The sequence below is a fragment of the Achromobacter sp. DMS1 genome (assembly GCF_001270295.1).
Window position 1 is genome coordinate 1 of the sequence record NZ_LHSJ01000038.1, and the last position, 20,948, is coordinate 20,948.

A 20,948-nucleotide genomic window follows, 5' to 3' on the forward strand; every position below is an offset into this window, starting at 1 on the left:
GACTCGCGGCGCGGCGCGTGCCCTACGGCATGCTGGCCGCCGCGGTGCTGGCTGAAATCGATGGCGCGCTCTGGCTGCTCGACGCGGCCGACGCCCGGCGCGCCGGTTGCGGCCTGCACGGCGAATCCACCGCCGACCTTTCCTGGGAAGGCGACGCCTGGCGGCGCAAGGGCGTGCGGCTCGAAGAAAATGCCGATGGCCGCCTGGCGGCCTGGGGGGCGGCGCTGCACGCAGCTTTGCTCTCGGGCGCCATGACGCGCTGTTTCGAGCTGACGCTGCAATATGGCAACGACCGCAGCCAGTTCGGCCGCTCCATCGGCAAGTTCCAGGCCATCCAGCACCAGCTGGCCGTCATGGCCGAGCACGTCGCCGCCGCGCGCATCGCCACCGCCGCCGCGTTTCCCGCGCAGGCCACGCAGCCCGCGCTTCTGCCGTCGGCCGTCGCCAAGGCCCGCGCCAGCGAAGCGGCGGCGCTGGCCGCCTCCATCGCGCACGCGGTGCACGGCGCCATCGGCATTACCGAGGAATACGACCTGCAGCTCCATACGCGCCGTCTGCATGCCTGGCGGCTCGCGCACGGCTCCGAAGCGCACTGGAACGGCGTGGTGGGCAAGGCGCTGATGCAGGGCGGGGCGGGCGCGGCCGAGTTCGTGCGCGCGCTGCATCCCTGACGCCCTCCGGACGGCCGCCCCATTTCTTCCGACGAGTTCAACGCCATGTTCGACAAGACATACGAATCCGCCGACGAAGCGGTCAGCGTGATTGAGAGCGGCGCCACCATACTGGTTAGCGGCTTCGGGGACATCGGTCTTCCGTTCGAGCTTCTGCACGCCCTGGCGCGCACGCGCGTCAGGGACCTGACCATTGTCTCGAACAACGCCGGAACCGGCGAGCTGGGGCTGTCGCGCCTGTTCAAGAACCGCCAGGTGTCGCGCCTGATCGCCTCGTTTCCCTCGCAGCCGGATTCGCACCACTATTTCGCCGCCCACGAGGCCGGGGCCGTCGAGGTGGAGCTGGTGCCGCAGGGCACGCTGGCCGAACGCATCCGCGCGGGCGGCGCCGGCCTGGCCGGATTCTTCACGCCGACCGGCTACGGAACCGAACTGGCCGAAGGCAAGGAGTGCCGCATCATCGACGGCAGGGGATACGTGTTCGAGCGGCCGCTGAGGGGCGACTTCGCCCTCATCAAGGCGGATCTCGCCGACCCCTACGGCAATCTCAGGTATCGGCTCGCCAGCCGGAACTTCAATCCCATCATGGCCATGGCGGCGCGCACCACGATCGCCGAGGTCAAGAAGAAGGTTCCGGTGGGCGGCATCGGCCCCGACGACATTCATACTCCCGGCGTGTACGTGGACAGGATGGTGGAGGTGGGAAATGACTAAAGGATGGTCGGAAGACGAAATCGCTGCCCGCGTGGCGGCGGATCTGCCGGAGCACGCGGTCGTCAATCTGGGAATCGGCCTGCCCGTGCGGGTCGCCGGCCACATCCCGGCGGGAAAGACCGTCTTCTTCCATTCCGAGAACGGAATCATCGGGCTCGGACCCGCGCCGCAGCCCGGACGCGAAGACCCGGACGTCGTCAATGCCGCCAAGAAGCAGGCCACCCTCATTCCGGGCGCGTCCATTGTCCATCATGCGGATTCGTTTGCGCTGATCCGGGGCGGAAGGCTGGACTACTCCATCCTGGGCGCCCTGCAGGTGTCGGCGTCCGGGGACATCGCCAACTGGAAAGTGCCGGGCCAGAAAGGCGGCGGGGGCGTGGGCGGTGCGATGGATCTTGCCGTGGGCGCCAGGAACGTGCTGGTCATGATGCGCCACCAGGACAAGGCGGGAGCGCCCAAGCTCGTCCAGGCTTGCGCTTTTCCGCTGACGGCGGTGCGCACCGTGACGCGCGTCTATACGGAATTGGGAATCTTCGAATGCGCCGGCGATGCGTTCGTCGTGCGCGAGATGGCGCCGGGCGTGAGCCAGGATGAATTGCTCGGGAAAACGGAGGCGGTCTTGCGGTTCGCGTAGCGGCGATCCGGCCGTGCTGCGGACAACGAGTCTTACAAGGGAGGAGGCGTCATGATGATCCGAATGCTGTTGCTGGCTTTGTGCGTGTTTTCGTCGGCGGCGTCCGCCGCGCCGTTTCCCAGCAGGCCCATCAACCTGATCGTGCCGTATCCGCCCGGCGGCGCGGTGGACCCCATCGCGCGCCTGTACGCCGAGAAGATCACCCAGCACTGGGGCGTGCCCGTCATCGTGCTGAACCGCCCGGGGGCGGGAACCACGATCGGGCTCAACCAGGCGGCGAAGGCCGAGCCTGACGGCTATACGGTCGTGCTGGCCACGGCAAGCATCACCAGCAACGCGCCGTTGTACAAATCCCTGCCCTACGATACGCGCAAGGACTTCACTTACCTGAGCATGGCGGGAATGATCCCGCTGGCCATCGCCGCCAATCCCCGCACGCCGGTGAACACGCTGGACGAGCTTATCGCCCAGCTCAAGAAGAAGCCTGGCTCGCTGACCTATTCGTCGTCGGGCAACGGCACCATCATCCATCTCGGCGGCGAGCTGCTCAAGTCGCTGGCGGGCGTCGACATGGTGCACGTGCCCTACAAAGGCAGCGGCCCGTCGGTGATGGCGGGCGTGGCCGGCGAAGTCGACCTGACCTTCGACTCGGTGTTCCTGATGAACCCGCAGGTGGAAACCGGAAAACTCAAGTACATCGCCGTGGCGAGCGAAAAGCGGCTGAAATCGCTGCCCCAGGTGCCCGCCGTCAGCGAAAAGTATCCCGGGTACTTCGTCACGTCGTGGGTGGGCTTCATGGGGCCGGCCGGCATGCCGCAGGACGTGGCCCGGGCCTGGGCGGACGAAGTGGCGCGCGTGGCGGCGCTGCCCGACGTGCGCGACAGGCTGGCCGCCCTGGGCGTCGAATCCGTCTCCAGCACACCCCGGGAGTTCTCCACCTTCGTCGATAGCGAAATCGCCAAATGGGAGAAGGTGATCGAGGAGGCGGGCATTCCGCAAGTGCAGTAAGGCAGCAAGGGGCGGCCTTCGCCGCCTACTTCTCCTCCGCGATCACCAGCAGCACCGAGGCGGGATGCTTGCCCACCGAGGTAATCTTGTGCGGGATGCTGGAGTTGAAATGCGCGCTGTCGCCGGCGTTCAGGGTTTCGCGCCGGCGCGCGAGCTGCAGGCTCACGGTGCCCTTGAGCACATAGAGGATCTCCTCGCCCTGGTGATGGCTCATGGGGTGGTTGCGCACGGGCTCGTCGGTGGGGCTCATGACGAAGGCGACCATCCGGTGCCCGGGCAGCGTGCCGGACACCACCCGGGGCGCGCGGCGCGGCGCGTCCGCGCCGGGCTGGGCGCGGTTGATGACGATGGGATCGTCTTCCGGCGACTCGGCGAACAGCTCCTCCACTTTCACGCCCAACGCCTTCGCGATCCGCAGGGCGGCGCCGATGGACGGCGTGGACACCCCTCTTTCGAGCTTGGACACATAGCTGCGCGTGAGCTCGGCCGCCTGGGCCAGCTCTTCCAGCGTCAAGCCCGCCTGCACGCGTAACAACTTCAATTTGACGGCCATTGCTTTCCTGTTGGACACTTGTGTCCTAAAATCAACTTGTTTCTTGTCATAGATCAAAAAACCGGGCGGCCTCTCCACAACCGCCCACTTGCAAGGGGATATGTTATGACGTTCGGAAAACGTTGTCGGGCGATCATGATGGCCGTGCTTTGCGGCGCGGCAAGCGTGGCGGGCTGCGCCGCGGGCGCGGCGCAGCCGCGGTACCCGGACAAGCCCATCCGGCTGATCATTCCGTTCGGCGCCGGCGGCATCACCGACGTGGCGGGCCGCCTGGTCGGGCAATACCTGGGCGAGGCCCTGTCGCAGCAGATCGTGATAGAGAACCGCCCCGGCGCGGGCGGGGCGATCGCCGCGCAGGCGCTGTCGGCCGCCAAGCCCGACGGCTACACGCTGCTGCTGGGCACCGTAGGCACGCAGGTGGTGAACAAAATGCTCTACCGCAAGCTGGGCTACGACCCGGCGGCCATGACGCCGGTGTCGCTGGTCAGCAATTCGCCGTACGTGCTGGCGGTCAACGGGGTGGAGGGCGTGGACGACCTGCAGTCGCTGGTGCGCTACGCCAGGGACAACCCCGCGCGGCTGAATTTCGGGTCCGCGGGCAACGGCAGTTCGCCGCACCTGGGAATCGAGCTCTTCAAGCTGGCCACGAAGACGGATATCGTGCACATTCCCTTCAAGAGCGGGGCCGAGGCGGTCAACGCCGCGGTGGGCGGCCAGGTGAACATCGTGATCGACGCGCTGCCCGTCATCGAGCCGCAGGCCAAGGCGCACCGGCTGAAAATGCTGGCCATCGCCGATGCGCGGCGCAGCCGCGTGGCGCCCGACCTGAAAACCAGCGTGGAGCAGGGCCTGCCGCAATTCCAGATCGGCTCCTGGAATGCGCTGATCGCGCCGCCCGGCACGCCCGCTTCCACGGTCGAGGCGCTGAACAAGGCGCTGGCGCAGGCGCTCGAGCGTCCCGAGCTCGTGCAGCGCCTGGCGCAGATGGGCATCGAGCCGCTGCCCACAGGGGTCCAGGCGTACCGGAAGCACGTCGCCAACGAAACCGAGAAATGGTCCAAGGTCATCCAGGCCGCGGGCACGCGCCTCGATTGACGCGGCTTCGGGAGGAGGGTTGACGACATGCTGATTTACGACACCCTGCGTTCGGGCAATGCCTGGAAGGTGCGGCTGATGGCCAGCCTGCTGGGCGTGCCGCTGGCGCGCCGCACGCTGTCCATCGACCGGGGCGACCTGGCCAGCCCGGCATTCCTGGCCATCGCGCCCATGGCGCACGTGCCGGTGCTGCAACTGCCGGACGGCACGCACCTGGCCGAGTCGATGGCGATTCTCCACTACCTGGCGCAGGGCAGCCCGTGGTGGCCCCGGGACGCCCTGGCGCAGGCCCGGGTGCTGAGCTGGCTGTCGTTCGAGCAGGACCGTCACATGAAGCCGCTGGCGCAGCTGCGCCTGAACCTCGCGCTGCACCGGCGCGGCGATCCGCAAAGCGAGCCTTACGCCGGCCATGCGCGGGCGGCGCACGCCGCGCTGCAGGTGCTGGAGGCGCAGTTGCAACGGCAGGGCGCGCAGGGGTGGGTGGCCACGCAAGACCACCCCAGCATCGCCGACGTGGCCCTTTACCCCTATACCCGCATGGCGCCCATGGGCGGCATCGCGCTGGACCCTTACCCCGCCATCCGGGCCTGGCTGGCGCGCGTGGAGCGCCTGCCGGGATACCAGGCGCTCTTCCCGGGCCAGCCGGAACGCAATCTCTCCACCGCAGAACATCCCTAGGTCTACCCATGAACACCGACACTTTCAAGCTCGACAAGGCCACGCTGGTTTCGCAGTCCACCCGCAAGATCGACCAGCAGTTCCCGGAAAGCGCCTACTCCCTGCGCCAGAAGCTGGCGTTGACCTGCCGCATTCTCTTCGACAATGGCCACGACTCCGGGCTTGCCGGCCAGATCACGGCGCGCGCCGAGACGCCGGGCACGTTCTACACCCAGCAGCTCGGCCTGGGTTTTGACGAGATCGCCGAAGACAACCTGTTGCGCGTGGACGAAGACCTCAATGTGCTGGCTGGCGACGGCATGCCCAACCCCGCGAACCGCTTCCACTCCTGGGTCTACCGCGCGCGGCCGGACGTGAACTGCATCATCCACACCCATGCCGTGCACACCGCGGCGCTGGGCATGCTGGAGCAGCCGCTCATCGTTTCGCACATGGACAACTGCGTGCTGTACGACGACGTGGCCTTCGTGGCCAAATGGCCGGGCATCCCGGTGGGCAACGAAGAAGGCGAACTCATCGCCGGCGCGCTCGGCGGCAAGCGCGCGCTGATGCTCTCGCACCATGGCCTGCTGATCGCCGGCTCGTCGGTGGAAGAGGCCTGCGTGCTGGCCATTGCGTTCGAGCGCGCCGCGCGCATGCAGCTGCTCGCCGGCGCGGCGGGCGAGATCAAGCCCATCGACCCCGCGCTGGGCAAGGAAGCGCACGACTGGATCCTGCGCCCGCGACGCAACACTATCGCCTTCGAGTACTACGCCCGCCGTGCGCTGAAGAACCCGCGCAACGCGGACTGCCTGCGGCCGGCTTAGGACGGGTCGCCGGCCGCCTCGCCCCGCCAGGCCGGGCGCCCCGGCGCTACGCGCCGTTGGAAGACAGCCGCAGGTTGGTCTTGAGCATGTCGTAGACGTGGCGCGTGAGCGGGTTGATGTGGTCGCGGCGCATCCACAGGAAGTAGTTCACGTCGGGCAGGGGCGGCAGGCCGTCTTTCTCGCCCAGCACGCGCATGTCCGAACCCAGCAGCTCCACGCTGCGCGCGGTAATGCCCAGGCGCGCGCGCAGCGCCGCCTTGATGCCGACCAGGTTGGGAGCCACGTAGTTGGTCTGCCAGTGGACCTGGGACTGCTCCAGCGCATTGAGCGCGATGCGGCGGAAGATACTGGGCTCGTCGGCCAGCACCAGCGGCACGGGCGCGTGCATGTCGTGCACGTAGTCGGCGGAGCACAGCCAGACGGTGGGCGAGGTGCGCAGCACCACGCCCTCGAAGTCCGGGTCGAAGCGGGTGGAAACCGTGAGATCCAGCTCGCCGTTGCGCAGCGCGGTCATCAGGTGCGGGCTCCGGTCGACGCGGATCTCCAGCTTGATGCGCGGAAAGGTGCGCGCCACGTGCGTCAGCACGCTGGGCAGGATGCTGTCGGCCACGTCGTGCGGCGAGCCCAGGTGCAGCTCGCCTTCCAGCAGGCTGTCCTGCAGCGAGCGCAGGGCCTCGTCATTGATGGCGAGCATGTGGCGCGCATAGGTGACGAGTTTCTCGCCGTGGCTGGAAAGGCGCTTGTTGCGGCCGCGCTTCTCGAAGAGCGGCAGGTCGATCAGGTGCTCCAGCCGCTGCATCTGCTGCGTGACGGCCGATTGGGTCTTGTGCAGGCTGTCGGCGGCGGCGGAGAACGAATCGTGTTCGGCGATGGCGACCAGCGTGCGCAGCAGGTCCAGGTCCAGGTTGCGCATGGAAGATCCTCGGAATGTCGGGCATACCGGCGGACCTTAGCGCAAATCGGGGCGCGGCGCATGCGCGGCCGCCCCGCCTCAGTGCCGCACGTCCTCGAGGAACTTGCGGGCGCGGGGATGGCGCGGAGCGCTGAAGAACTCGGCCGGCGTGCTGTCTTCGAGAATGCAGCCGGCGTCCATGAACCAGATGCGGTCGGCGACCTCGCGGGCGAAATCCATTTCGTGGGTGACGACCACCATGGTCATGCCCTCGGCGGCGAGCTGTTTCATGACGCAGAGCACTTCGTTGACCATTTCCGGATCCAGCGCGCTGGTGGGCTCGTCGAACAGAATGACGGGCGGCCGCTGGGCCAGGGCGCGGGCGATGGCGACGCGCTGCTGCTGGCCGCCGGACAGGTTGGCGGGCATGGCGTCGATCTTGTGCGCCAGGCCCACCTTGGCCAGCAGGCTTTCTGCCAGCTCGTCGGCCTCGCGCGCCGGCATGCGGAACACCTTGCGCGCCGACAATGTCACGTTCTCGCGCACCGAATAATGCGGAAACAGGTTGAACTGCTGGAACACGAAGCCGATGGAGGCGCGCAGCTTGTTCAGGTCGTTTCGCGGATCGTAGATGCTGGCCCCGTTGACGGTGATGTCGCCTTTCTGGATGTTCTCCAGCCGGTTCAGGGTGCGGATCATGGTGGACTTGCCCGAGCCGGACGGGCCGCACACCACGAGCACCTGGCCTTTCTCGACGCGGCCGCAGACGTCGTTCAGCGCGTGGTATTCGCCGTACCACTTGTTCACGTTCTTCAATTCGATCATGGCGGTTTCCCCCTGTGATGGTCAGGCCAGCCCGAGCCGGCGCTTCTGGATGCGGGTTTCGATGCGTGCGGCCAGGCGCGAGAGCGCCAGGCAGACCGCGAAGTAGAAGCCGGCCAGGATGAGATACGTCTGCAGGGCCGACGTGAGTTCGATGCTGTTGATCTGCTGGCCGACGAAGGTGACTTCCTCCACCCCGATGACGTAGACGATGGAAGTGGCCTTGATGGTGGACACGAACTGGCTCACCAGCGACGGGATCATGTTGACCAGCGCCTGGGGCAGGATCACGTAGCGCATGCTCTGCCAGTACGACAGTCCGGCGGCGCGCGCGCCTCGGTCTGGCCGCGCGGCAGGCCCTGCAGGCCGGCGCGCACGATTTCGGCCAGGAAGGCGCTCTCATACAGCACGATGGCCACGAGCGCCGTCTTGAAGGCCGAGATCGTCATGCCGGTGACCAGCGGCACCGCGAAGTACGCCCAGAAGATGATCATGATGAGCGGCACGCCGCGGAAGGCCGTGATCCAGCAGGTGGCCAGGATGCGCAGCAGGCGGTAGTGCCCCACGCGCGCAAAGCCCAGCAGCACGGCGATGGGAAAGGCCAGGCCCAGCCCCAGCACGGCCAGCAGCAGGGTGGCCGCAAAGCCGCCCAGCGGCCCGTTGGGCCAGGAACCCACCAGGAACATGGCGCCGTATTTTTGCAGGATGTCGAGCATGGCTTATCCCTTGTAGGCCGACGGAAATGCCTTCTCCACGCGGCTGCCCACGAGCATGATCGCCAGCGAGCACAGCAGGTAGATCAGCGTGGTCACGGCAAAGACGTCGAAGGTCCGGAAGGTGAGGTTGTCGATGTTCTTGGCCTGGTAGGTGAGGTCCGTCACGCCGATCACCATGGTCAGGCTCGTGTCCTTGAAGAGAATGAGCGAGCGGTTGACCAGAGGCGGCACGCCGATGCGCAGCGCCTGGGGCAGGATCACGTAGCGCATGCTCTGCAGAAAGCCCAGGCCGATGGCGCGGCCCGCCTCGCCTGGGCGGCCGGAATGGCCTTCAGGCCGGAGCGCAGGTCTTCCGACATGTAGGCGCTGACGTTGAGCGACAGGGCGATCACGGCGAACAGCAGCTCGGTGTTGCCGGCGTTGACATAGGCTTTCAACCCGGGCGGCAGCACCTGGGGCATCCCGAAATACCACACCATGATCTGCACCACCGTGGGCACGTTGCGGTGGTACTCCACGAAGAGCGACATCAGCGCGTCCAGCGGCCTGAACGGTATGGCGCGCAGCAGCACGATGACGACGGCCAGCGCCATGCCCAGCAGCCACGACAGCGCGAACACCAGCAGGGTGGTCTTCAGGCCGTCGAGCAGCAGCTCGCCGTATTGCCCGTGCAGCAGAAAAGAAATATCCAGATCCATAAGCGGCAGCGGCGGCGGCGCGAGGCCGCCGCCTCATCCTCAATTGGCCTTGGCGACCGGTTCGACCTTGAAGGAGCGGGTGAGCTTGTAGATAGAGTCCTTGCCCAGCCACTTGGCGTAGATGGCGTCCAGCTCGCCGTCGGCGTCCATCTTTGCGAGCACCTTGTCCACGGCCTGCATCAGCCCCGTGTTGCCCTTGGACACCACCACCCCCATGCGCTCGGTGAACAGCGGTTCGTCGACCAGCACGGCGGGCGAGCCGGTCTTGGCGGATTCGATCTCGAATCGCTTGAGCGTGAGCTCGCCGGCCGAGATGCCGTCCACCTTGCCGTTCTGCAGGCCCAGGTAGCAGGTGGCCAGATCCTGATAGGTCACGATTTTCGACTTGGCCAGCACGCGGCTGGCGATGGCGGCCGAGGACGAGCCCTTGCTGGCGCAGACGCGCTTGCCCTCGAGCTGGGCCAGCGAGCCGATCTTCTCGTCGCGGCGCACCAGCACCTTGATGCTGCCCTGCAGGTATTGCAGGCTGTAGTCGACCTGGGCGGCGCGTTCGGGCAGGTAGGCCATGGAGCCGGCCACCACGTCCACGCGGCCCATTTTCAGTTCGGGAATGCGCGCTTCGGTGGACAGCGGCTTGTGCACCAGTTCCACGCCCAGTCCTTTGGCGAGCGCCTGGCACACGTCGACGTCGTAGCCCACGAACCTGCGCGTGGCCGGATCCTGGAAGGCATAGGGTTCGCTGGCGCTCTGGGTGCCGCAGACGAGCTTCTTGCTGGCCTCGATTTCCTTCAGGTCGCGGGCCTGGGCGCTGGCGGCCGCGGCCGCGGAAAGGGACAGGGCAATGACTGCGAGGGACGGCTTCATGGTTTTCTCCTTGGACTGTCTTGATGGTGGATGGCGGCGCCGGCGGTCCGCGCCGCGGCCGCGCCTCAGGGGGCGAAGCGGTAAGCGGCGCGTTCGCGCTCGTCGATCTGGTTGACCAGATTGGTTTCCCATTCCAGGTACTTGCGCGCGGCGGCCTTGTTGCCGCTGTGGCGGTCATGCACGAAGAAAAGAAAGTCGATGCAGTCTTCGTCGGGCGGGTTGCCGGGGCTGGACTCCACCGGCAGGCCCGCGCCGGTCCAGGCGGCGGGCGGATCGGCGAGCAGCAGCGGTTCCAGGCTCCCGGGCAGGCCGCGCGCATAGAGCTCGGCCACGCGCGGATCCTCGGCGACGAGCACGGTCTGACGGTCGGCCGCGGCGGGTTTGCCGCGTATGGCCCAGCGCGCGCCGGCGATGTGCGCCTTGCGGTAGGCCATGCTGGGGCGCAGGTCGACGAAGGCGGCGCCCTCTTCCAGCAGCGCGCGGGCCTGCGCGCTGTCGATGCGCGCCAACCGGCTTTCCACGGCCGGCGGAGGCGGCGGAGGCGCGTCCAGCGCGGCGGCCTCCAGCACGTGGACTTCCCAGCCCATCTGGCGCAGCCAGCTGGCCACCGTGGGGGCGCGCACGCCCTCGCCGTCGACCAGCACCAGCCGGGCGCCGCGCGTGCCCACATACTGGTCGGTGGCCTGGATGAGCTGGCCGCCGGGCGCGCTGGCGGCGCCGGGGTAGGTGCCGGCCTGATATTCCTCCGGCGTGCGCACGTCGAAGACGTAGGTCGTGCGCGCGCCGTCGGCCCGCATGGCGGCCAGGGCGGCGGGGTCGATAGCGGCAACGCCGTAGCGCGCCGCCAGCGCCTGGGCGCGCTCCCTGGCGCGCGCCAGCGCCGCCTGCGAGGTTTCCATGCCATGCCGGCGCGACTGGCCGTGGTCCAGCGGCAGGTCCTTGAGGTACCAGCCCTGGGTGCCGTTTTCCAGGGCGTACACCGGGTTCTTCACGCCCAGGTTGATGAGCGTCTGCGCGCCGATGATGCTGCGGGTGCGGCCGGCGCAGTTGATCACGATGGTGGTGTTCTCGTCGGGCACCAGCTCGTCCACCCGCAGCGCCAGCTCGCCGTTGGGGCAGCAGGTGGCCGTGGGGATGCTCATCTTCTGGTATTCGGCGAACGGCCGGCCGTCCAGCACCACCAGGTTGTCCCGGGCGGCCAGGCGCCGGCTCAGTTCCTCGGCCGTGATGGCGGGCGTGTGGAAGACGTGTTCGGCCAGCTCGCCGAAGGTTTTGCTCGGCAGGTTGACGCCGGCGAAGAGGGCATAGCCCTGGCCGCGCCAGGCGTCGACGCCGCCATCCAGCACGCTGACCTGGGTATAACCGAGGGCGCGCAGCGCCTCGGCCGCCGGTTCCGCCACGCCGTTGGCCTGGTCGTAGACCACGACGCGGGTCGTCTTGCGCGGCACCAGGCGCAGCGTTTCGAATTCGAGCTGGCTGTACGGCGCGTTGACGGCATAGAAAAGGTGGGACTCGCCATACTGGCCATGCTCGCGCACGTCCAGCAGGGCGATCTCGTGGCCGTCGTGCAGCCAGTCTTTGAGCGTGGCGGCGCCTACGCGCGCGCGGATCGAGGGTGTGATTGCCATGGGTTCAACAGGAAGAAGCGCCGGCCGCGCCGGCGCGGAGGACTACGAAAGGTGGGCGTCGAACGCCTGTTGCAGGTCGGCGATGAGGTCGGCCGGGTCTTCCAGGCCGATATGGAAACGGCACATCGGACCGCGCCCGCTCCAGGACGACAGGCTGCGCGCGGAAGCCATGTTCATGGGCACGACCAGGCTCTCGTAGCCGCCCCACGAGGCCCCGATGCCGAACAGCGCCAGCGCGTCGATCATGGCTTCCATGCGCTCGGGGCCGACCTCGGGCGCGAACTCCACCGACACCAGGCCGTTGCTGCCGCGGAAGTCGCGCTCGAAGATCTCGCGCTGCGCGCCTTCGGCGCAGGCGGCGGCATAGACACGGGCCACGCGCGGGTGCCGCTGCAGCCAGCCCGCCACTTCGAGCATGTGCGCCTGGTGGGCGCGCAGGCGCACGGGCAGGGTGCGCAGGCCGCGCAGCAGCAGGTAGGCGTCGTCCGCGCCCACGGTCTGGCCGTAATTGACCTGCGCGGTTTCCAGTTCCGGCCACGCCTCGCGGGTCGTGACCACCGTGCCCATCATGACGTCGGCGTGGCCGCTCAGGTACTTGGTGGCCGCGATGATGGAGATGTCGGCGCCCAGCGCCAGCGGCTGGTGCAGGAAGCCCGAGCCCCAGGTGTTGTCCACCGCCAGCAGGCAGCCATGCTTCCGGGCCAGGGCCGACACCGCGCGCAGGTCCATCATCTCGTAGACGAGCGAGCTGGGGTTTTCGGCATAGATCATGCGCGTGTTGGGCCGGATCTTCTCCGCCAGGTCGGAGCCATCGGGCTGGTAGTAGCTGTGCTCGATACCCAGGCGCGCCAGGCTCTGCGCGCACAGCGCGCGCGCCGGTTCGTACACGCCGTCGGTCATGAGCACGTGGTCGCCCGCCTTCAGGTAGGCGAGAAACACCATGGCGATGGCCGCCAGCCCGGTCGGGAACACCTTGGCGCGGTAGCCGCCTTCCAGCTCGACCAGCGCGTCTTCCAGCGCATAGGTGCTGTCGGTGCCGCGCGCGCCGTAGGAACGCAGGCGCTCCTGGCCGCGGCGCTGGCGCGTCTCGCGCCACTGCGCCACGCTGTCGAACACATAGGTGCTGGCCCGCGTTACCGGCGTGTTCACCCAGCCCTGGTGGGGCCGGCCGCTGCGCAGCAGCCGGGTTTCGTAGGCGCCTTGCGGCGCGTGCTGGTCCTTGGCCATGTCGCGTCTCATTTGCGGGTCTGCACGCCGATGGCCATCTGCTGGCAGGTGCCTTTTTCGAGATCGAAAGCGATGCGGCGGTCCAGCGTTTCCAGCGCACGGCCGTACATGTGCAGGTGGCGGATGACGTCCTGGCCCTCGATGTGCACGGCGTGGATGTCGTCGGGCATGAGAGCGATGCCGGCGCCGGGTTCGACGACCACGGTTCCGGTCTGCTCCAGCGTGGCGCGGCCCGGCTCGCTGCCGTCGTCCTTGCGGTCGTAGGTGTAGTTGAGTTCCACGCCTTCGACCGCGGCGATGCAGGCCCAGGTTGTGTGGTTGTGCGGCACGATCTTCTTGCCCGGGCGCATGACGTTCAGGTACAGCGCATAGGACTTGTCTTCGTCTTCCTGGATCAGGTAGCGGGCCTGCAGTTCCCCCTGCTCGGGCGCGGGGTAGCGCTCGGCGCTCCACCAGTCTTTGTGGGCGGCCAGGCCGACCAGTTTGTCCAGGACCTGGGCCAGGGTGTCGCGGTTTTCTCCGCCGCGCTCGAACAGCCCCTTGATCTGGTCGATGGCGGCGCGGATCTGGGCCGATCCCGGGTTGGCTTGCTGCATGGCGTATGGGCTCCGTGTCTTTTGTGGGAAACAGGCGCCCACCTTAAAGAGCCGGACCGCGCGATTCAAATTAGAGTTGCATTGAAATTCATTAGGATTGCTAATGTATTTTCCGCTTTCATAGAGGAATGGCGAGAAGAGCGCGACGGAGGACCGTCCGTCTCTAGGGGAAAATACCAATAAGAAACTGATCCATTTTCCGGCCCTGGAGCAACTCGCGCGGGCGCCGGGCCGGGCCGCGGACGCAGCGACCTGCACAAGCTTGAGTTTTTTCCTACGCACTTGTCAGTCTCATCCTATGGTGGCGGCGCCTGCGCTCTTCTTATGATTCCCAATCCTGTGCCGGCGCCGCATCGGGTTGCCCCGGGCGGAGTTCCCCGGCGGCGAAATATCCAGCCGTCGCGCCGCCCGTCTTCCGCGCTTCCCGGCCCACGGTCATCCGCGGCATATCGAGGAAAAAGTGAAACTCCTTCAGTCGATTCTGCTCGTCGCCTTGCTGTGCTTTTCGAAAGCCGGCTTTGCCGTCATTTGTCTCAAGGAGGGCGGCCTTTCCAAGGATTCGGTCGACATCCGCACCACCATCGCCGTGCCCAACGACGAAGCAAGGGGCACGGTGCTATGGCGCTCGCCCAATTACCACATGCGCGTCGAATGCAAGCAGGAAAAGTCGATAAGCCTAGGCGAGAAGGTCTTCATCTATCTCAGCCCCACCGACCAGGGCATGACCCAGCTGGGGCCCGACATCGAGTTCGGCGTCAACCTGAAGGGTGTCGACTACACATGCAGCAGCCTGGAGCGGTGCCGCATGGAAATCGGCGAGACCGAGCCTTGCGCCCTCTTGTGCACCAACTTCAAGACCCGTTTCTCGATTGCGTACAACTTCTTCATCGCCAAGAAATCCACACCGGAGCAAAGCGCACACAAAGAGGGCGTGCTGGCGGGGCTTTCCCAGTACGACGCCTTCCAGATCGACGGCGAGGGGGGCATCAACGAGCGTCCGGGCCAGAACTTCCGCATGACGGTCACGGGGCTGAACCGCATGCGTTACGTGGGCTGCCTGGCCAAAATAGCGCTGTATCCCTCCGTGCTCGATTTCGGGCCGCTTCCCATGAGCGGCGCGCGCGTCGGCGATCCCATCGCCGAGAAGTCCTTCTACATCATCGTCGGCAAGAACTGCATCAGCTATTACGGGCTGTCGGCCATCATCGTGCCGACCAATGGCAGGTTGCTGGACCAGTACACGCTGGTTCCCGACCATAACGCCTCGCTGGGCATCTCCATCTACGCCGCCGACGGCAAGTCTCCCGTGCCGTTCAACGAGGAGTTCACCGTGATGCCGCCCACGGAAAACGTGTACTTCACCGCCGGCTTCAGGGTCCGGCCGAAATGGCTGACGGAAAAGCCCACGACGGGCCCGTTCCATGCCGCCGCCGTAATCAGCGTGTACTACAAGTAGCAAGCGATGCAAAGAAGAATCACTGCAAGACCCGGCGGCAATAGCCTTCCTCAGGGAGGAACTCGATGAGAGGCTGGCTGGTTTCGTTCTTTTTCGCCGCCACGCTGTTTGCCGCAGACAGCCACGCTGCTTTCAGGTGCTACAAGGATCCGTTGACTCTCCACGAGTCCATGGTCGTCGACGGCCCGGTCATCCTGGTGGACAACAACGCGCGCGAGGGCACGGTGTTGTGGCGCTCTCCCACCATCAACCTCACCCTGGTCTGCTATCACGACCACTGGGGTTGGGGCGAGGATGTCTATATATACCTGTATCCGGGCGCCACCGACGATACCCACTTCAGCCCGGGGCTCGGACTGGGCATTCGCATGAATGGAACCGACGAACCCTGCCCCGTCATCGCCCCGTACTGCCGCAAGTCGATCGGAAAGACGTCGTCCTGCTTCTTTAGTTGCTCAGGCCGCAAGACGGTCTTCCAGATTTCCTATAGTCTGTTTCTGTTCAAGAAGCAGAGTCCATGGGACACCTCCCGCCTGTCGGGGCCGCTGGCCGCGGCCACCGCCGCCGACGCGATGAGCATCGGCGACAAGAATGGGCTTCCCACTCCTGGCAATTCTTCCTACAAGCTCGTTCTTACAGGGCTGGAAAAGGTGCGCTATGCCTATTGCCAGCCCGCGGCCAGCGTAACGCCGAGCGTGATCGACTTCGGCTCGATTTCCATGTCCACTGCCCCCACAGGCGGCGTCATCTCGGAGCGGTCCTTTTTTGTTACGGTGGACAGGAAGTGCTCGCTGCAGGCCGGGATATCCGCCGTCATGAACGTCACCAAGGGATCGGTATTGGCGGATCACGCGCTGCTCCCTGCCCAGAACCAGTCCGTCGGCATTTTTCTGTACGGCGAGAATGGCTTACCCATACCTTGGGGCAAAGAAATCCGGTTGCTGCCGCCCGGCAAGGACGCACGCACGGCCGCGCGCATCGATACACACCTGAAGTGGATGGCCGAACGCCGCGAACCGGGACCGTTTTCCGCGACGGTGGTCGTCGACGTGTACTACAAATAGCCGCGGGCGGCGCGCCGCCCGCGGCGCGATTCAGAAGCCCGCGCGCGGCACGTGCACGCGGCCGTCCATGAGCACTCGGGCGCTGCGGCTCATGATGGCCTTGGTGACTTTCCACTCGCCGTTCACCTGCTCGGCCTTGGCGCCCACGCGCAGCGTGCCCGAGGGATGGCCGAAGCACACGGTGTCGCGCTCGCCGCCGCCGGCGGCCAGGTTGACCAGGGTGCCCGGCACGGCCGCCGCCGTGGCGATGGCCACCGAGGCCGTGCCCATCATCGCGTGGTGCAGCTTGCCCATGGACAGCGCACGCACCAGCACGTCCACGTCCGACCGGGCGATGCGCTTGCCGCTGGAGGCCACGTACTCGCGCGGCGGCGCCACGAACGCCACCTTGGGCGTGTGCTGGCGCGCGGCGGCTTCTTCCAGCTTGCCGATGAGTCCCATGCGCAGCGCGCCGTGCGCGCGTATGGTCTCGAAGCGCGCCAGGGCGGCGGCATCGCCATTGATATCGTCCTGCAGCTCGGTTCCCTTGTAGCCCAGCGCCTCGGCGTCCAGGAAGATGGTGGGAATGCCGGAATTGATCATGGTGGCCTTGAACGTGCCCACGCCGGGCACCTCCAGCTCGTCCACCACGTTGCCGGTGGGAAACATGGACCCGCCGTCGCCGTCTTCCGCCGGGTCCATGAATTCCAGCCGCACCTCGGCCGCGGGGAAGGTCACGCCGTCCAGCTCGAAGTCGCCGGTTTCCTGCACCGCGCCGTTCGTCATGGGTACGTGCGCGATGATGGTCTTGCCGATGTTGGCCTGCCAGATGCGCACCACGGCCACGCCGTCGGCCGGCACGCGGCTGGCGTCCACCAGCCCGTTGGCGATGGCGAACGGCCCCACGGCCGCCGAGAGGTTGCCGCAGTTACCGCTCCAGTCCACGAACGGCTGGTCGATCGAGACCTGGCCGAAGAGATAGTCCACGTCGTGGTCCGGGCGGGCGCTGCGCGACAGAATGACGGTCTTGCTGGTGCTGGAGGTGGCCGCGCCCATGCCGTCGATCTGTTTGCCGTACGGATCGGGGCTGCCGATCACGCGCAGCAGCAGGGCGTCGCGAGCCGGGCCGGGCACGCGGGCGGATTCGGGCAGGTCGTCCAGCTTGAAGAAAACGCCTTTGCTGGTGCCGCCGCGCATGTAGGTGGCGGGAATACGGATCTGGGGGGCGTGTGCCATGGCGCAGTCCTGGTGTTTAGGGTTACGGGAAAGGCGGGCCTGCGCCCGCCGTCGTTGCCGGGCGTCAACCGGCCTTTTGCGCGCCGGCGGCGGATTCGGCCTCCAGGAAGTCCTGGGCGAAGCGTTGCAGCACGCCGCCCGCTTCGTAGATGGAAACCTCCTCGGCCGTGTCCAGCCGGCAGGTGACCGGCACCGCTTCGGTGCGGCCGTCGCGGCGGTGGACGACCAGCGTGAGGTCGGCGCGCGGTTCGCGCGTGCCCACCACGTCATAGGTTTCGGTGCCGTCCAGCGCCAGCGTCTTGCGGTTCGTGCCGGGCTTGAACTCCAGCGGCAGCACGCCCATGCCGATCAGGTTGGTGCGGTGGATGCGTTCGAAGCCCTCGGCCACGATGGCTTCCACTCCCGCCAGGCGCACGCCCTTGGCCGCCCAGTCGCGCGAAGAGCCCTGGCCGTAGTCGGCGCCGGCCACGATGATGAGCGGCTGCTTGCGCTCCATGTAGGTTTCGATGGCTTCCCACATGCGCATCACCTTGCCCTCGGGCTCCACGCGGGCCAGCGATCCCTGCCTGACGGTGCCGTCGGCGTTTTTCACCATCTCGTTGTAGAGCTTGGGGTTGGCGAAGGTGGCGCGCTGGGCCGTGAGGTGGTCGCCGCGGTGGGTGGCGTAGGAGTTGAAGTCCTCCTCGGGCAGGCCCATCTTCGCCAGGTACTCGCCCGCCGCGCTGTCGGCCAGGATGGCGTTGGACGGCGAGAGGTGATCGGTGGTGATGTTGTCGCCCAGCACCGCCAGCGGCCGCATGCCGCGCAGCGTGCGCTCGCCCGCCAGCGCGCCTTCCCAGTATGGCGGGCGGCGGATGTAGGTGCTCTGGGGGCGCCAGGGGTACAGCGGACTCACGGCCGTCTTGCGCTCGTCCTGGATGCCGAACATGGGGGCGTACACCTTGCGGAACTGCTCGGGCTTGACGGCGCTGCGCACCACCGCGTCGATTTCCTCGTCGCTGGGCCAGATGTCTTTCAGGCGGATCTCGCGGCCTTCCGCGTCCACGCCCAGCACGTCGCGCTCGATGTCGAAGCGGATGGTGCCGGCGATGGCGTAGGCCACCACCAGCGGCGGCGAGGCCAGGAAGGCCTGCTTCGCGTACGGGTGGATGCGGCCGTCGAAATTGCGGTTGCCCGACAGCACGGCGGTGGCGTAGAGGTCGCGGTCGATGATTTCCTGCTGGATCTTCGGGTCGAGCGCACCCGACATGCCATTGCAGGTGGTACAGGCGAAGGCCACCACGCCGAAGCCCAGTTTTTCGAGCTCGGGCGTAAGGCCGGCTTCGTCCAGGTACAGGGCCACCGCCTTGGAGCCGGGCGCGAGCGAGCTTTTCACCCAGGGCTTGCGCGCCAGGCCCGCGCGGTTGGCGTTGCGCGCCAGCAGGCCCGCGGCGATCACGTTGCGTGGATTGCTGGTGTTGGTGCAGCTTGTGATGGCCGCGATGATGACCGCGCCGTCCGGCATCTGGCCCGGCGTGTTTGCCACCTTGCCGGCAATGCCGCGCTCGGCCAGGTCGGAAACCGGCAGGCGGCGATGCGGGTTGGAGGGGCCGGCCAGCGTGCGCACCACCGTGGAGAGGTCGAAACGCAGCACGCGCTCGTAGCGGGCGTTCTTCAGCGTATCGGCCCACAGGCCGGCGGTCTTGGCATAGGTTTCCACCAGCGCCACCTGTTCTTCCTCGCGGCCCGTCAGGCGCAGGTAGTCGATGGTTTGCCCGTCGATGGCGAACATGGCGGCCGTGGCGCCGTACTCCGGGGCCATGTTGGAAATGGTGGCGCGGTCGCCCAGCGTGAGCGCGGCCGCGCCCTCGCCGTAGAACTCCAGGTAGGCGCCCACCACTTTCTCCTTGCGCAGGAACTCGGTGAGCGTGAGCACGACGTCGGTGGCGGTAATGCCGGGCTGCGGACGGCCGGAGAGTTCTACCCCCACGATGTCGGGCAGGCGCATCCAGGAGGCGCGGCCCAGCATGACGTTCTCGGCCTCCAGGCCGCCCACGCCGACGGCGATCACGCCCAGCGCGTCCACGTGCGGCGTGTGGCTGTCGGTGCCCACCAGGGTGTCGGGGTAGGCCACGCCGTCCTGCGCATGGATCACCGGCGACATGCGCTCCAGGTTGATCTGGTGCATGATGCCGTTGCCCGGCGGCACCACGTCGATGTTGCGGAACGCCTGCTTGGTCCAGTCGATGAAATGGAAGCGGTCTTCGTTGCGCCGGTCTTCCACCGCGCGGTTCTTGGCGAAGGCGTCGGGATCGTAGCCGCCGTACTCCACGGCCAGCGAGTGGTCCACGATGAGCTGCACCGGCACCACCGGGTTCACCTTGGCCGGGTCGCCGCCTTTTTCGGCGATGGCGTCGCGCAGGCCCGCCAGGTCCACCAGCGCCGTCTGGCCCAGGATGTCATGACAGACCACGCGCGCCGGGTACCACGGAAAATCCAGGTCGCGGCGCCGTTCGATGAGCTGCCGGAGGGCGTCGTTGAGCAGCGCGGGCTCGCAGCGACGCACCAGGTTTTCGGCGAGCACGCGCGAGGTGTAGGGCAGTTCGTCGTAGGCGCCCGGGGCGATGGCTTCCACGGCGGCGCGGGCGTCGAAATAATCCAGGCGGGTGCCCGGCAGGGGCTTGCGGTAGGAATGGTTCATGCTTCGCTCTTTTGCAGCTTGCCTTGCGCGATCTGCTGTTCGATGTTGAGACGGGATGCGCGGATGTGCCGGCGCATCAGGATTTCGGCCAGCTCGCCGTCGCCGTCGGCGATGGCGTCCAGGATGCGGTGGTGTTCCGCGTACGACTGGCGCGGGCGGTTCGGCGTGTTGGAGTACTGGATGCGGTACATGCGCGCGAGCTGGTAGAGCTCGTCGCACAGCATGCGAAACAGCATCTGGTTGCCGCTGCCCTTAACGATGCGGTAGTGAAAATCGTAGTCTCCCTCCTGCTGGTAATAGCCGCGGCCCGCCTGGAACGCCTCGTCGCGCTCGTGCGCCTCGAGCACGCGGCGCAGCTCTTGCACGTCTTGCGCGTGCATGCGCTCGGCCGCCAGGCGGCAGGCCATGCCCTCCAGGGATTCGCGTATTTCGTAGAGCTCGCACAGCTCCTGCTGGCTCAGCGACACCACGCGCGCGCCCACGTGCGGCACGCGCACGAGCAGCTTCTGCCCCTCGAGCCGGTGCAGCGCTTCGCGCAGCGGCCCCCGGCTCACGCCGTAGGCGCGCGCCAGCTCAGGCTCGGAAATCTTGCTGCCCGGCGCGATCTCACCCTTGACGATGGCCGACTGCAGCTTGCGGAAAAGCTGGTCGGACAGCGTCTCGGCGTCGCCCGCCGGGTCGGGCAGCGTGAGCACTTTGCTCATGGTGTTGACAATCTTGTGAGTTTTACTGCGTTTTGCCGATTATTTCGGCTTGGAATTCACTGATTGTCAACAATTTAGTCCGGAACGCGGCGGGCCGCAAGCCGGGCGCTCAGATGCCCGTATCGGGGTAATTGGGGCCGGCGTCGTGGAACCCGCCGCTGCTGTAGGGGTTGACCGCCCCGGGATGCGGCGGCCCGCCGGGGCCGGAACAGGCGGTGAGCAGGGCG

19 protein-coding genes and 2 pseudogenes are annotated in these 20,948 nt (G+C 67.1%); 9 read left to right on the top strand and 12 right to left on the bottom strand.

Annotated features, from left to right (window positions below; translation table 11 throughout):
* From AD428_RS06905 to AD428_RS06920, 4 genes are all read left to right on the top strand, one after another.
* A partial coding sequence (locus AD428_RS06905; protein WP_053244645.1) for an acyl-CoA dehydrogenase family protein occupies positions 1-671 on the top strand: 671 nt, incomplete at its 5' end.
* A gap of 45 nt (positions 672-716) precedes the next feature.
* On the top strand, positions 717-1,385 hold the full coding sequence (locus AD428_RS06910; protein WP_053243841.1) for a 3-oxoacid CoA-transferase subunit A: 669 nt from the start codon (positions 717-719) through the stop codon (positions 1,383-1,385).
* Positions 1,378-2,019 (top strand): 3-oxoacid CoA-transferase subunit B, encoded by a 642-nt coding sequence (locus AD428_RS06915; RefSeq protein WP_053243840.1) that lies wholly within the window; start codon positions 1,378-1,380, stop codon positions 2,017-2,019. Before AD428_RS06910 ends, AD428_RS06915 begins: the two co-directional genes overlap by 8 nt.
* A 51-nt stretch (positions 2,020-2,070) precedes the next feature.
* Entirely contained in the window at positions 2,071-3,027 is a 957-nt protein-coding gene (locus AD428_RS06920; RefSeq protein WP_053243839.1) for a tripartite tricarboxylate transporter substrate binding protein, read from the top strand.
* A 25-nt stretch (positions 3,028-3,052) separates the two neighbouring features.
* Here the strand turns inward: AD428_RS06920 and AD428_RS06925 are convergent, their stop codons facing one another.
* On the bottom strand, positions 3,053-3,580 hold the full coding sequence (locus tag AD428_RS06925; protein ID WP_053243838.1) for an XRE family transcriptional regulator: 528 nt from the start codon (positions 3,578-3,580) through the stop codon (positions 3,053-3,055).
* A 135-nt stretch (positions 3,581-3,715) separates the two neighbouring features.
* Here AD428_RS06925 and AD428_RS06930 point away from each other — a divergent pair, with 135 nt between their 5' ends.
* The 3 genes from AD428_RS06930 to AD428_RS06940 are packed head-to-tail and all read left to right on the top strand — an operon-like array spanning position 3,716 to position 6,159.
* Entirely contained in the window at positions 3,716-4,675 is a 960-nt protein-coding gene (locus tag AD428_RS06930) for a Bug family tripartite tricarboxylate transporter substrate binding protein (protein ID WP_369798666.1), read from the top strand.
* Between the two features lie 27 nt (positions 4,676-4,702).
* Positions 4,703-5,353 carry a glutathione S-transferase family protein gene (locus AD428_RS06935; protein WP_053243837.1) on the top strand — a complete coding sequence of 217 codons (651 nt, stop codon included), beginning with the start codon at positions 4,703-4,705 and terminating at the stop codon, positions 5,351-5,353.
* Positions 5,354-5,361: 8 nt separating this feature from the next.
* The gene (locus AD428_RS06940; RefSeq protein WP_053243836.1) at positions 5,362-6,159 is read left to right on the top strand and encodes an aldolase; all 798 of its coding nucleotides are present in this window, start codon (positions 5,362-5,364) and stop codon (positions 6,157-6,159) included.
* A 46-nt stretch (positions 6,160-6,205) separates the two neighbouring features.
* Here the strand turns inward: AD428_RS06940 and AD428_RS06945 are convergent, their stop codons facing one another.
* The 8 genes and pseudogenes from AD428_RS06945 to AD428_RS06980 form a co-directional block, all read right to left on the bottom strand.
* A complete protein-coding gene (locus AD428_RS06945; protein WP_053243835.1) occupies positions 6,206-7,072 on the bottom strand; it encodes a LysR substrate-binding domain-containing protein in 867 nt (288 codons plus the stop codon).
* Positions 7,073-7,150: 78 nt separating this feature from the next.
* Positions 7,151-7,876, bottom strand: coding sequence for an amino acid ABC transporter ATP-binding protein (locus AD428_RS06950; RefSeq protein WP_053243834.1), 726 nt, complete (start codon positions 7,874-7,876; stop codon positions 7,151-7,153).
* Between the two features lie 21 nt (positions 7,877-7,897).
* Positions 7,898-8,589, bottom strand: a pseudogene (locus AD428_RS06955) (amino acid ABC transporter permease).
* A gap of 3 nt (positions 8,590-8,592) precedes the next feature.
* Positions 8,593-9,287, bottom strand: a pseudogene (locus tag AD428_RS06960) (amino acid ABC transporter permease).
* Between the two features lie 39 nt (positions 9,288-9,326).
* Positions 9,327-10,151 (bottom strand): transporter substrate-binding domain-containing protein, encoded by an 825-nt coding sequence (locus AD428_RS06965; RefSeq protein WP_053243831.1) that lies wholly within the window; start codon positions 10,149-10,151, stop codon positions 9,327-9,329.
* A gap of 65 nt (positions 10,152-10,216) precedes the next feature.
* Entirely contained in the window at positions 10,217-11,779 is a 1,563-nt protein-coding gene (locus tag AD428_RS06970; protein ID WP_053243830.1) for a rhodanese-like domain-containing protein, read from the bottom strand.
* A gap of 42 nt (positions 11,780-11,821) precedes the next feature.
* Positions 11,822-13,018 (bottom strand): cystathionine beta-lyase, encoded by a 1,197-nt coding sequence (metC, locus tag AD428_RS06975; protein WP_235488722.1) that lies wholly within the window; start codon positions 13,016-13,018, stop codon positions 11,822-11,824.
* Positions 13,015-13,602: a cysteine dioxygenase family protein gene (locus AD428_RS06980; RefSeq protein WP_200907969.1), complete on the bottom strand. Its 588-nt coding sequence runs from the start codon at positions 13,600-13,602 to the stop codon at positions 13,015-13,017. Before AD428_RS06980 ends, metC begins: the two co-directional genes overlap by 4 nt.
* Positions 13,603-14,062: 460 nt before the next feature.
* Between AD428_RS06980 and AD428_RS06985 the strand changes: the two genes are divergently transcribed.
* Together AD428_RS06985 and AD428_RS06990 are read left to right on the top strand one after the other, a co-directional pair.
* Positions 14,063-15,058 (top strand): fimbrial protein, encoded by a 996-nt coding sequence (locus AD428_RS06985; RefSeq protein WP_053243828.1) that lies wholly within the window; start codon positions 14,063-14,065, stop codon positions 15,056-15,058.
* Positions 15,059-15,123: 65 nt separating this feature from the next.
* Entirely contained in the window at positions 15,124-16,122 is a 999-nt protein-coding gene (locus AD428_RS06990) for a fimbrial protein (protein ID WP_053243827.1), read from the top strand.
* A gap of 30 nt (positions 16,123-16,152) precedes the next feature.
* On the opposite strand, the gene prpF is transcribed toward AD428_RS06990, so the two are convergent.
* The 3 genes from prpF to AD428_RS07005 form a co-directional block, all read right to left on the bottom strand.
* A complete protein-coding gene (gene prpF, locus AD428_RS06995; RefSeq protein WP_053243826.1) occupies positions 16,153-17,337 on the bottom strand; it encodes a 2-methylaconitate cis-trans isomerase PrpF in 1,185 nt (394 codons plus the stop codon).
* Positions 17,338-17,401: 64 nt separating this feature from the next.
* Entirely contained in the window at positions 17,402-20,017 is a 2,616-nt protein-coding gene (gene acnD, locus AD428_RS07000; protein WP_053243825.1) for a Fe/S-dependent 2-methylisocitrate dehydratase AcnD, read from the bottom strand.
* Entirely contained in the window at positions 20,014-20,721 is a 708-nt protein-coding gene (locus AD428_RS07005) for a GntR family transcriptional regulator (protein WP_053243824.1), read from the bottom strand. Before AD428_RS07005 ends, acnD begins: the two co-directional genes overlap by 4 nt.
* Positions 20,722-20,948: the final 227 nt, after the last annotated feature.